This window comes from Bacillus sp. LL01 (assembly GCF_001037965.1).
Map to the genome: position 1 here is coordinate 1 of NZ_LFEL01000005.1, position 11,533 is coordinate 11,533.

Consider the following 11,533-nt stretch of genomic DNA (forward strand, 5'->3'; position numbering starts at 1 on the left):
TCTTTCAATAAAGAACCAGGAGGTTCCTTATATTATCCGGTATTAGCTCCGGTTTCCCGAAGTTATCCCAGTCTCACAGGCAGGTTGCCCACGTGTTACTCACCCGTCCGCCGCTGACTTCTTAAAAGCAAGCTTTTAAGAAGTCCGCTCGACTTGCATGTATTAGGCACGCCGCCAGCGTTCGTCCTGAGCCAGGATCAAACTCTCCAATAAAGAGTTTGAGCTTTTGCTCAAAATTTGCTAGCTTGTCTTACTTTTCGTTCATTTGTTAATCTCGTAGGATTAACGTTTGACGCTGTTGTTTTGTTTAGTTTTCAAAGATCATTTCAATCTGCTAATCGCTCAGAAGCGACTTTACTAATATAACATGTTTCGTAAGTTTAAGTCAACATGTTTTTTGAGTTTCTTTTTTTCTCGTTGTCGCTAGCAAGCTTTTCTCTTGCGGCGACGAATAATAATATACCATGTAATATTATCGACCGTCAATATATCTTTTAAACTTTTTCGAAATAATTTTTCGAATGATTTTAAATGGTGAAGCTCCCTAAGAGAATACCTCTCTGCAGGAGCCTCGGCAAATGCAACCACTTCTATTTATTTATCAGGAACAACTTGATATAGACGGTGATATACCCCATTGCCTTTGGTTTCTTTTTTCTCCACCTGCAAGAATCCCTTTTCGACCAGATATTCCACAAGGACACTCAGATCTACGGAATACTTTCGCAATTTTGGATGGTGAAGCATTTCATTGTAGGACCAGGCCTCTTCTTTTTCTTCCAATACTTCCAACAGATGTTTTGCACCTGTACGTGTTCTGGAATAGATCATAAATTCATTTGCGAGGAACAGAAGCTCCAATCTTTTATCGATTGGTTCATCCCCTTGAATAAGTTCTTCATATAACTTGTAGATTTCCGGTTCTATTTTCTTCACTTGGTTCCACACCGTGATTTCAGGATGGAAGCCATGGTCAATTACAGCCAACCTCGCTAGGTGATGAAGGGAGTGGACGATGTGGTTATAGGCATCAATGTAATGTTTAGAATCAAAGAAGTCTTTCCCTTCTAGGTATCTTCTTATCAATTTAGCAAATTCCAGTCCTATTTTCAGCTTTCGGTCTTCTAAAGGGAAGTCGAGGAGCTTACTTCTCAGAGAATAGATGAACTCATTCCGGTCAAACAGGACTTTACCGTTTATGATCCAGTCAATCACTCTTCGGTTTGTTCCAAGTGTAATCCACTCTTCCAATTGTTGCTCGCTTGCGATATAAAGGGCAGCCTTTTTTTGCAGTAGTTCATAATGTTTCACGTAAAGAGATTCATCAAGCTCTTTTACAACCATAAAGAGAATTACATCAAACTTATCTGTATTGGGGCTTACAGGGTTTTTCTTTTCTATCATTAAGATTCCTTGCGTATTGGATTGACTTGCACGTTCTTGATAGATAGGACGAAGTAAATCTTCCATCTTAGAGACCTCCATATTTAAAAGGGTTTCCCCTATTATTCGACACTTTTATTATTCGACACTTTCTTTTAAAAACCTTTTTTCAATTTTAATCCAGAACATTCCGTCAACTTACTTCTTGTAAGATCTGTGCTTTGATTTCTTCATTTTCTATAAAAATGTGCTATTATAATGTTTTAGGAGGTAGTGGCTATGGCTCGTAAATATTCCAGTAAAATAAATAAAATCAGAACCTTTGCACTCAGTCTGGTATTTATAGGTTTCTTCGTTATGTATATAGGTATTTTCTTTCAAGGAAATATGCTCGTCATGACTTTGTTCATGTTGTTGGGTCTTTTATGCATTGTTGGTTCCACTGTCGTTTACTTTTGGATCGGAATGCTTTCGACCAAGGCAGTGCAGGTAGTTTGCCCCAACTGCGGGAAGCATACCAAAGTTCTCGGGCGCGTCGACATGTGTATGTATTGCAATGAACCGCTAACGATGGATCCTTCTCTTGAGGGGAAAGAGTTCAATGAAGACTATAATTCAAAAAAGAAAGCTGATAGGATTTGATCCTATCAGCTTTTTTATATTTGGTTTCCACGAGTTCTATTAGGTGCAAGCTTTCGTTAATGCGCACCTTTGTCACATTCCGGGCAAACCCCGTAGATTTCCATGCGATGGCGAGCAATTTTGAATCCGGTAACATGGGCAGCCAACGCTTCCACTTCATCAAGACCAGGATAATGGAAGTCGACAATTTTGCCGCATTCATCACAGATCAGATGGTAATGGTCGGTTGTCACGTAATCAAAACGGCTGGAGTTGTCTCCGTAGGTCAATTCTTTCACAAGTCCTACTTCACGGAAAACTCTCAGGTTGTTGTACACGGTCGCGACACTCATGTTCGGGAACTTTCCTTCAAGTGCTTTGTATATATCGTCAGCTGTCGGGTGGGACATTGATTGAATAAGATACTCTAAAATCGCATGACGCTGTGGAGTTATGCGAACTCCAGTTTGTTTTAGCGTTTCAAGCGCTTCTTTTAATTGTTCGTTTGCCACAGTCATGCACCTCACTTTTCATAAAGATTATTACTTTATAATATTTATAATTAGTGTACCGTGATATCGATATTTTTGTCAATATTATTACTAAGCTCTTTTCTACTATTATCTATATGAAGTAATGCGAATTTTAAACCTCTGGCTTCAAAACCGGTTCTTCCCTTTTTAATTGGCTGTTCACATACCTTGCTACAACAAACAGATAATCGGAAAGGCGGTTCAAATAAGCCAGGACGTTCGGCGAAAGCTCATCACTCAGACCCACAGCAGATCTTTCCGCTCTTCGGACAATTGTTCGTGCACTGTGCAATGTCGCTCCAGCTTTCGTTCCCCCAGGTAAAATGAAATTCTTCAAAGGTGTAAGCGTTGCGTCTAGCTCATCCATTTCGTCCTCTAAGCTTTTTACATGATTTTCATTCAGCTTCCATTTCACTTCTTTCCCTGTCGGAGTGGCAAGTTCCGCTCCGACGTGAAAGAGGATTGTTTGAATGTTGGAGAAGGATTTGAGCAATTCTTCTTTACGTGGGAATTTTTCATCGTTAAGAAATGCTACTGCCAGCCCAATCATCGAGTTTGCTTCATCACATGTACCATATGCTTCAACACGCACATGATTTTTATCCACTCTTTGTCCGTAAACGAGAGAAGTTTGTCCTTTGTCGCCTGTTTTCGTGTAAATTTTCATATCCCCATCCCCTTAACTTCAGTTATTTTCACTCTATTCCCCTTATAGCAAAAAAACACCTGCAAGTCCATCAAGGACAGCAGGTGTTTTCATTTTTTTATCCAACATAATCAATCGGCGCATTAGGTCCGATAGGCAGACCTGTCAAAATCCATACGACCAACATGATTACCCATACGATGGAGAAGAATACAGAGTACGGTATCATCGTTGAGATAAGTGTACCGATTCCCACTTTCTTATCATACTTTTGTGCAAACGCAATTACGATTGCGAAGTATGGCATTAGTGGTGAGATGACGTTTGTTGTGGAATCTGCAAGACGGTATGCCAATTGAGTCAGTTCCGGTGAGTAACCGAGACCCATCATCATTGGAACGAATACAGGGGCCATGATCGCCCATTTAGCTGATGCACTTCCGATAAACAGGTTTATGAATCCAGCAACAATCATAAACACTAGTATCAATACGATACTCATGAAACGGTTGGAACTGTCAAATCCGATACCTTGAATCAGTTCTGCACCATTTACAGCAAGAACAAGTCCCAGGTTTGTTTCATTGAAATAAGCGACAAATTGACCTGCAACAAAGGCAAGGACAATGTACGCACCCATCGTTGCCATTGTGTCAGACATCTGGTTTGCTATATCTTTATCATTTTTAATTGATTTCGTGATCATCCCATAGACAAGTCCTGGAATGAAGAACATAATCAGAATTACTGGTACAAGCGTATGGAAGAATGGCGCTTCAAGGAATGTACCATCTCCACGCAGTGGTCCCCAAGAAGGAACAACAAGTAAAGCCAATACTGCAATTGTTGCAATAAATGCAAACAATGCTGCCCATAAACCTTTTTTCTCCTCAGGCTTAAGGAAGTTAACGTCCCCTTTGTAGGCACCTTTGTACTCACCAAGACGAGGTTCTACAATCTTATCCGTTACAAATGTACCAACAATAGTAAGTACGAATACTGAAGCGAACATGAAGTAGTAATTCATCATATAGTTCATACCTGCAGCGTATTCAGGGTTAACAGTTGCTGCAGCTTCTTGTGTTAGTGACCCCAATAGTGGATCTAGAGAAGTCAGCAATAGGTTTGCACTGAATCCTGCTGATACACCAGCAAATGCTGCCGCTAGACCTGCAAGCGGATGTCGGCCAAGCCCTGCGAAAAGGACCGCACCGAGTGGTGTAAGAACAACATAACCTGCATCAGCAGCCATGGATGACATGATACCACCGAATACCAAAGCAGCTGTCATTAACTGTTTCGGTACGGATGTAACCATACCCCGAAGAGCCGCACTGATAAGACCGGACCTTTCAGCGATACCGATACCAATCATTGTTACAAGCACTGTTCCAAGTGGAGCAAAGCCTGTAAAGTTGGTTACAGCACTTCCAAAGATGTAGGCAATCCCTTCTGAACTGAATAGGTTTTTAACTTGCAGTACTTCTCCTTCATTCAATGGATCGTCTACCTGGACGCCCAAACTGGAAAAAATTCCAGAAGCGACAATAACTAATAACGCGAATATCGCGAATAGAGTTACCGGATGTGGCAGCTTGTTTCCTACACGCTCAATACTGTCCAGAGCACGCATAACAAAGCCACGTTTCTTTTGAGTTGCTTCCATAAAGAAATCCCCTTTCTCAATCTATCAAATTTTCAAAAAATAATAGCAAAAAATCCTTTACCAGTATAATAAAAAACCCTTTCCAATGGAAGGGTTATAGGAATATGCGAAAAATAACCAATTTTTGAAATAATATTAATACTATGTATTCTATACTAAAGGCTGTTTTCGTAAACTTTGTTGCTTTTTCGAAATTTTACTACAAACGTTATAATCGTTGCTGTCGTGCTCTTTTCCTAGTTGTCCAATATAAATGGCATGCGTTATTTAAAGTAGATAAACGGTAAAAAGTCCTAATGCCGACTTTTTACTAGCAATTAGCAACAATCTTTGAGAAAAGAGCCTTACTAAAATAACGCTACTTGTCTTATTATACATCCTCTCTTACTTTATCCATAAAACCTTCTTTTTGAGCATTAATATAAATATTGAACTTTCAGGTGTGCAACATAAAAAGGAGTGCAAGCTTTATGCTCGCACTCTAATCACGTCAACTTTTGAGGAGGTATGCCCTACACTTATAAAATACTCAAGTATGCCTCTTTTGGAGTTAGACATTTGACTTATTTTCAATGAAATGGGCTTTTCTACTGCAGATTTTCTTTTACAAAGCTCAAGGCCGCTTCCACATGGCCCTTCACCTTCACTTTTCTCCACTCTTTCACCATTTCTCCCTCTTTATCGATAAGAAAGGTGGATCGCTCAATTCCCATGTATTCCTTACCGAAATTCTTCTTCAACTTCCATACATCATAAAGCTCAGCCACTTCATGATTCTCATCTACTAAAAGCAGAAACGGCAAACCGTGCTTTTCAATGAACTTTTCGTGCTTAGATTGAGGGTCCGGACTGACACCAAGAATTACTGTGTCGAGGTTTGAGAAATCCTCATGCATATCACGAAAATCGCAGGCCTGTGTTGTACACCCAGGGGTCATATCTTTCGGATAAAAATAAAGAACTACATTTTTGCCGCGATAACTTGAAAGTGTAACCGTTTCCCCGGTATTGGAAAGCAGTGAAAAATCAGGTGCCTTTTTGCCAACTTCAATTGTCATTTCTTTTTCCTCCTTGTAATAGAGTGTTTATCTAAGCCTATCGAAAGAATGTGGAATTATCAAGAAATGAGATGTCATACATATACTTTGTCAAATGACCTAAACTAATGAGAGATTCGAATGAATGGAGGAAAGTGTCATGGAAAAGGAAGAAGTATCACGTGAAGGCGCAGTAACAGAGCACAATAAGAAAATCAGCGTCCACCAGAAGTCCATAGAGACTGCAGTAAACACTGATGATAATTGCCCGGAGCCGGTATCCGAATTATCAAACCGGTTTTTAAACGAGGGGAATTAAAAGTTCACCTCTCACGCCCGTCCATATGCAGTACCACCCTGACTACAAATGCTGCCGGCATGACAAAACCGATCAACGCCTCCGTCATGGCGATGGCCCTGCCTATCCCTATAGGTGTTATATCACCGTAACCAACCGTCAGAATAGTAATGGCACTGAAATAGACCGAGCGAAAGAAGATGGAAAAATAACTTCCACTGATCAGCTCTCCCCTCTCCAACAAAACAGGGTGTCCTTCAATATGCAAAACTGTATATAAAAGTCCAAAGGAAAGTAAAAGCGTGGAGTATATAAGCAGTAACAACAATAGTGTCTCTTTTGATACATAGGGAATGCTTCTGCTTTCTGAAGAGAATACATGCGAGAAACTGATGAAGATAGCAATGAAAATGAATATGACAATAAATAAATAAAGCATCCTATTCCTCCAATACGCGGACATGCCATTAGTACAATATACGCAGTAGAAGAATAGGTATGCTTTTTTTGTATCTATAAAGAGTTTTACCGTTCCTTCTCGCTGCAGTCACTCGCTTTCCGCGGGGCGGTGCTTGAGCCTCCTCACAACGCTTCAGGGTCTCAACCTACCGCTACCTCCCGCCGGAGTCGAGTGCCTTCCGCTCCAATCCACTTTTTAATTGTTAATTCCCTGCACCTCTATATTTTGTCACACCGACGTTCCAGACAAACACGGCTAGAACAAAGAACGCCACTCCGATGAACGGAGTCATAAAGGCGTATCCATACCACTCAGATCTTCCGAGAAAATAGGCAGAAGGATAAACGCCGACAAAGGCGAATGGAAGAATCCACGTTAAAACAAATCGAATGACACTGTTGTAGATGTCCACCGGATACCTGCCGTAGTTCCCAATATTATACATCATTGGCATAATTGACGTTCTGGCATCTGACCAGAAGCCGATGCTTGCAAGCAGAACGAAGATCCCCGCATAGACGAGTGCTCCTCCTAGAACAAATACAACCAGAAGAATGTAATCGTACCAAGCAAAGCTTAACCCTAGCGAACTTCCGGCATATATCATGATGGCAACACCTGTCACGACACCGAATAACGACTCCAACTCCATCCGCTCAAGCACTACTTGGAACAGGCTGTGGATCGGTCTTGTCAGGATGCGGTCCATCTCCCCTTTTACAATGTACCGTTCATTAAAATCCCAAATATTGAAAAACGCGGAAAACAGTGCATATGGCACCAAAAAGAAGCCATAGATGAAGATGATCTCTTCCCTGCTCCAACCGCTCAAGAACTGCGTATGACCAAAAACAACCAGGATGAACACCAGGTTGACCGCCTGGAACAGCAAGTCGGAGAGGATTTCCACGACTAGGTCAGCCCTGTATTGGAACCGCGTTTTCATATATTGGCCCATGTATTGAAAAAACATCGAGATATAAAACATTCCTCACCCTCCTTGCACGACTAGTTGTTTTTTTGCCAGATTCCATAGCAATTGAATAGGGATGATCAAGATGAATACCCAAACCACCTGCAGGAGCAATGCTTGAAATACCGCGTTACCTGTAATACCCTCTGTGAAAATCATGCTGGGAATATAGCTGATCGCCTGAAAAGGCAGAAAACTCATGATGTCTTGTGCCCATAACGGATAAAAGCTTATTGGAAGTAGTAATCCCGAGAACAAATCAATGACCACACGCTTGGCCCGAATCAGGCCGTCATTATTAAATAGAAAGAACGTCATAATACCAGTCAGCAGATTTATCTGTGTATTCACGATAAAGCTGAAAATGATGGAGATGCCGAATAGCCCCCAAGTGGTAAGGTTTGCCGAGAACTCCAGCGGAAAAACAAGCGCCACGATTACCATCCCGGGAATCGAGAAGAACGCGAGACGGAAAATTCCCTCTCCCAGTCCTTGCATGGTCTTCATGCCAAGGTAGTTATAAGGCCTGATTAACTCAACTGCAACCTTTCCTTCTTTTATCTCCTGAGCGATTTCGCGGTCAATATTATTAAAATAAAATGCCCGAGCCATCCAGGCAACTGCGACATATGTTGTCATCTGGATGGTGGAGATGCCTTGGATATCCTCTTTTCCACTATAGATAGCCTGCCAAAGGAAATAGTAGGCACCGATATTGATGCTGTATATCAGAATCCCTGAATAGTAATTGGTTCGATACGCAAGCATCATCAAAAAGCGAATCCGTATCATTTCAATATATTTATCCATGGGTCAACACCGGCTCCGTTTCGGATTGTGGTTGCGTGGCAGCCATTCCCTTTTCGTAAATGTTGCGGATAATTTCCTCTGTGGAAATCTCCTGGATGGTGAGATCCGTGATGGCGAACTTACCGACAACCCTTCCTATCAGTTCAGAGATTTCATCCTCTTCTTTTGGTACAACCGCACTCCAGATTGTTTCCTTCCCTTCGTTTTTCCAGAGGACTTCTAGGTCGGGAGTAAGTTGTGCGAGTTGTTCTTCCATTACATTTTGGGCAAATTGAAAACGGATCTGCTTCCCTTCTCCCCAGTTGTTGCGTAGCTTTTGTAGTGATCCATCATAGATGATTTTCCCCTCATCGAGCATGACAACCCTCTCACAAAGTGCTTCAATATCCGCCATGTCATGCGTGGTCAACAGGATGGTCGTTTTATACTTTTCGTTTATTTCCTTTAGGAACTGCCTGATTCTCAGCTTCACGAGAACATCCAGACCGATTGTCGGTTCGTCCAGGAATAGCAGTGGCGGATTGTGAATGAGCGCCGCTGCCAGTTCACAACGCATACGTTGACCAAGCGAGAGCTTTCGGACCGGCTTGTCCAACAGGTGGCCGATATCGAGAGTTTGGATGACATGTTCCATATGCTCGTTATAATCCTCGTCCGACACCTTGTACACCTTTTTTAGAAGTCGGAATGATTCCTGAACCGCTATGTCCCACCAAAGCTGGGAGCGCTGACCGAACACGACACCAATGGAACGGACAAACTCCTCTCTTTCTTTGTGGGGGTTCATCCCGTTTACACGTACCGTACCGGATGTCGGGGTGAGGATCCCCGTCAACATTTTAATGGTGGTCGATTTTCCAGCACCATTCTCCCCGATATACCCAACCATCTCCCCTTGCTTGATGTTAAAAGAAACATCATGGACGGCTGGCACTATTTTATAGTTTCTTGTAAAAAGGTCTCGGAACGCTCCCTTCAAACCAGAACGACTAGAATATGCTTTAAACTCTTTGCGAAGTGAATCTACTTCTATTACGTTATGCATCTATTTTTCTTCCTTTCTTTTATATGAAAATTACCTCTTTATAAAAGGCTATTTTCGTAAACTTTGTTGCTATTTCGTATTTTTTAATCAACCTTTATATTCCTTACTGTCGTGCTCTTTTCCCGGCGTACAGAATAACCTACATGCCAATTTTAGAGTAGATAAGCTGTGAAAAATCCAAAGGCCGATTTTTCTTGGTAAAAAATCCAAAGGCCGATTTTTCTTGGTAAAAAGTCCAATAGCCGATTTTTCTTGGTAAAAAGTCCAATAGCCAACTTTTCTTGGTAAAAAGTCCAATTGCCGACTTTTTACTTGTGAATAGCAACAATCTTTGAGAAAAGAGCCTTGTAAAAAAAGCTCATAGAGACTAGTTTATTACAAAGGAAGGGGAACACTCAAACGGGAAGGTTTGGGAATTCTGTTTTCCATTACATCACCCACGCATTCATGATAAAATAACATATCATTTGGTCTACCCAAATCAAGAGGAGGATTCAAGCAAAATGAATTTCACAAAATCCGAACAAATACACGAAGAAGCACTACAACATATAGTCGGCGGTGTAAACAGCCCGTCACGTTCGTATAAAGCAGTTGGTGGCGGAGCGCCTGTAGTAATGGAACGAGCGGAAGGAGCATACTTCTGGGATATAGACGGCAATAAGTACATAGACTACCTGGCAGCATACGGACCAATCATCACAGGTCATGCCCACCCGCATATTACAGAAGCCATTACAAAAGCGGCCCAAAACGGGGTCCTATACGGAACTCCTACTCCCCACGAGGTGAAGTTTGCGAAAATGCTAAAAGAAGCGATGCCTGGGATGGACAAGGTGCGCTTTGTCAACTCAGGTACGGAAGCGGTCATGACAACCATCCGTGTAGCGCGAGCCTACACAGGTCGCGACAAAATTATCAAGTTTGCAGGTTGCTATCACGGCCATTCCGATCTTGTACTCGTTGCAGCAGGATCTGGTCCCGCAACATTGGGAATCCCGGATTCCGCCGGCGTACCGAAGAGTATTGCCAATGAAGTGATCACCGTTCCTTTTAACGACATCGAACCGTTCCGTGAAGCAATGGAAAAATGGGGCGAGCAGATTGCAGGTGTTCTTGTGGAGCCGATCGTAGGTAACTTCGGAATTGTGGAACCGATGCCCGGATTCCTTCAAGCAGTGAACGACATCAGTCATGAAGCTGGAGCACTGGTGATTTACGATGAGGTAATCACGGCATTCCGCTTTATGTACGGTGGCGCACAGGATATGTTGGGAATTACACCTGACCTGACTGCTCTTGGGAAAATCATCGGTGGCGGACTTCCGATTGGTGCATATGGCGGCCGTGCGGAAATCATGGAAAAAGTGGCACCGCTCGGACCTGCTTATCAGGCAGGAACCATGGCTGGTAACCCGGCATCCATCCTTTCGGGGATCGCATGCTTGGAAGTCCTCCAAAAAGAAGGAGTCTACGAACACCTCGACCATATTGGACGCTTGCTTGAAGAAGGTATTCTCGAAAGAGCAGAAAAGTACGGAATCACCATTACCATCAACCGCCTTAAAGGAGCACTTACCATCTATTTTACAGACGAAACGGTGGTCAACTACGAACAGGCGGAAAACACCGACGGCGAGCAGTTCGCAAAATTTTTCAAACTGATGCTGAATCAAGGAATTAACCTTGCCCCTTCTAAATATGAAGCATGGTTTGTAACAACCGAGCATACGGAAGAAGACGTAAAAGTTACTCTGGATGCAGTAGAGCACGCATTCAAAGAATTGGCGAATGCATAAATATACAAGACAGCGTGTACACCCATACGCTGTCTTTTTCTATGACTTGCATTGAAAACGCTTACAAATAAACGTTTTCTATCTACCCTTACTTGTATGACTTCTTCATTTTTTTGCATAAAAAATTGATTTTTATTGTTTGAAATGTTAATATATAATTTAAAGTCTGAAAATTCCCTTATTTATTTTTCCTCACTTTTTACCTATTTATAAGAAAACCGTATGGCAAACCTCACGCAGAGCGTACAGCTACTACAAATTA

At 42.1% G+C, this 11,533-nt stretch carries 12 protein-coding genes and 1 rRNA gene; 3 read left to right on the forward strand and 10 right to left on the reverse strand.

Annotated elements, in window-relative coordinates:
* A 16S ribosomal RNA gene (locus AB685_RS15060) occupies positions 1 to 213 on the reverse strand; the annotation flags it as partial.
* A gap of 381 nt (positions 214 to 594) precedes the next feature.
* On the reverse strand, positions 595 to 1,470 hold the full coding sequence (locus tag AB685_RS15065) for a nucleotidyltransferase-like protein (RefSeq protein WP_047971435.1): 876 nt from the start codon (positions 1,468 to 1,470) through the stop codon (positions 595 to 597).
* Between the two features lie 192 nt (positions 1,471 to 1,662).
* Here AB685_RS15065 and AB685_RS15070 point away from each other — a divergent pair, with 192 nt between their 5' ends.
* Positions 1,663 to 2,025 carry a YgzB family protein gene (locus AB685_RS15070; protein ID WP_010198164.1) on the forward strand — a complete coding sequence of 121 codons (363 nt, stop codon included), beginning with the start codon at positions 1,663 to 1,665 and terminating at the stop codon, positions 2,023 to 2,025.
* Between the two features lie 56 nt (positions 2,026 to 2,081).
* Here the strand turns inward: AB685_RS15070 and perR are convergent, their stop codons facing one another.
* The 4 genes from perR to bcp all read right to left on the reverse strand — a co-directional run bounded on the left by perR (position 2,082) and on the right by bcp (position 5,907).
* Positions 2,082 to 2,516, reverse strand: a complete 435-nt coding sequence (gene perR / locus AB685_RS15075; RefSeq protein WP_010198161.1) for a peroxide-responsive transcriptional repressor PerR — start codon at positions 2,514 to 2,516, stop codon at positions 2,082 to 2,084.
* Positions 2,517 to 2,649: 133 nt separating this feature from the next.
* Complete coding sequence (locus AB685_RS15080) at positions 2,650 to 3,204, reverse strand: cob(I)yrinic acid a,c-diamide adenosyltransferase (RefSeq protein ID WP_047971436.1); 555 nt, start codon at positions 3,202 to 3,204, stop codon at positions 2,650 to 2,652.
* 97 nt (positions 3,205 to 3,301) lie between these two features.
* On the reverse strand, positions 3,302 to 4,849 hold the full coding sequence (locus AB685_RS15085) for an AbgT family transporter (protein ID WP_047971437.1): 1,548 nt from the start codon (positions 4,847 to 4,849) through the stop codon (positions 3,302 to 3,304).
* 587 nt (positions 4,850 to 5,436) lie between these two features.
* On the reverse strand, positions 5,437 to 5,907 hold the full coding sequence (gene bcp / locus AB685_RS15090) for a thioredoxin-dependent thiol peroxidase (protein ID WP_047971438.1): 471 nt from the start codon (positions 5,905 to 5,907) through the stop codon (positions 5,437 to 5,439).
* Positions 5,908 to 6,046: 139 nt separating this feature from the next.
* On the opposite strand from bcp, the gene AB685_RS31330 reads away from it, so the two are divergent.
* Entirely contained in the window at positions 6,047 to 6,205 is a 159-nt protein-coding gene (locus tag AB685_RS31330) for a hypothetical protein (RefSeq protein ID WP_157860726.1), read from the forward strand.
* A 4-nt stretch (positions 6,206 to 6,209) separates the two neighbouring features.
* On the opposite strand, the gene AB685_RS15095 is transcribed toward AB685_RS31330, so the two are convergent.
* The 4 genes from AB685_RS15095 to AB685_RS15110 all read right to left on the reverse strand — a co-directional run bounded on the left by AB685_RS15095 (position 6,210) and on the right by AB685_RS15110 (position 9,472).
* Entirely contained in the window at positions 6,210 to 6,623 is a 414-nt protein-coding gene (locus AB685_RS15095; RefSeq protein ID WP_010198147.1) for a potassium channel family protein, read from the reverse strand.
* A 223-nt stretch (positions 6,624 to 6,846) separates the two neighbouring features.
* Complete coding sequence (locus tag AB685_RS15100) at positions 6,847 to 7,632, reverse strand: ABC-2 family transporter protein (protein WP_047971439.1); 786 nt, start codon at positions 7,630 to 7,632, stop codon at positions 6,847 to 6,849.
* A 3-nt stretch (positions 7,633 to 7,635) separates the two neighbouring features.
* Positions 7,636 to 8,427 carry an ABC-2 family transporter protein gene (locus tag AB685_RS15105; protein WP_047971440.1) on the reverse strand — a complete coding sequence of 264 codons (792 nt, stop codon included), beginning with the start codon at positions 8,425 to 8,427 and terminating at the stop codon, positions 7,636 to 7,638.
* A complete protein-coding gene (locus AB685_RS15110; RefSeq protein WP_047971441.1) occupies positions 8,420 to 9,472 on the reverse strand; it encodes an ATP-binding cassette domain-containing protein in 1,053 nt (350 codons plus the stop codon). Before AB685_RS15110 ends, AB685_RS15105 begins: the two co-directional genes overlap by 8 nt.
* Before the next feature lie 503 nt (positions 9,473 to 9,975).
* Between AB685_RS15110 and AB685_RS15115 the strand changes: the two genes are divergently transcribed.
* Complete coding sequence (locus tag AB685_RS15115; protein WP_047971442.1) at positions 9,976 to 11,271, forward strand: glutamate-1-semialdehyde 2,1-aminomutase; 1,296 nt, start codon at positions 9,976 to 9,978, stop codon at positions 11,269 to 11,271.
* The last annotated feature ends 262 nt before the right edge of the window (positions 11,272 to 11,533 follow it).

Bases quoted from the DNA above. Each gene is read 5' to 3' on its own strand.
- AB685_RS15095 (WP_010198147.1), bottom strand. From the start codon at position 6,623: ATGCTTTATTTATTTATTGTCATATTCATTTTCATTGCTATCTTCATC.
- bcp (WP_047971438.1), bottom strand. From the start codon at position 5,907: ATGACAATTGAAGTTGGCAAAAAGGCACCTGATTTTTCACTGCTTTCC.
- AB685_RS15110 (WP_047971441.1), bottom strand. From the start codon at position 9,472: ATGCATAACGTAATAGAAGTAGATTCACTTCGCAAAGAGTTTAAAGCA.
- AB685_RS15100 (WP_047971439.1), bottom strand. From the start codon at position 7,632: ATGTTTTATATCTCGATGTTTTTTCAATACATGGGCCAATATATGAAA.
- AB685_RS15115 (WP_047971442.1), top strand. From the start codon at position 9,976: ATGAATTTCACAAAATCCGAACAAATACACGAAGAAGCACTACAACAT.
- AB685_RS15070 (WP_010198164.1), top strand. From the start codon at position 1,663: ATGGCTCGTAAATATTCCAGTAAAATAAATAAAATCAGAACCTTTGCA.
- AB685_RS31330 (WP_157860726.1), top strand. From the start codon at position 6,047: ATGGAAAAGGAAGAAGTATCACGTGAAGGCGCAGTAACAGAGCACAAT.
- AB685_RS15065 (WP_047971435.1), bottom strand. From the start codon at position 1,470: ATGGAAGATTTACTTCGTCCTATCTATCAAGAACGTGCAAGTCAATCC.
- AB685_RS15080 (WP_047971436.1), bottom strand. From the start codon at position 3,204: ATGAAAATTTACACGAAAACAGGCGACAAAGGACAAACTTCTCTCGTT.
- AB685_RS15085 (WP_047971437.1), bottom strand. From the start codon at position 4,849: ATGGAAGCAACTCAAAAGAAACGTGGCTTTGTTATGCGTGCTCTGGAC.
- AB685_RS15105 (WP_047971440.1), bottom strand. From the start codon at position 8,427: ATGGATAAATATATTGAAATGATACGGATTCGCTTTTTGATGATGCTT.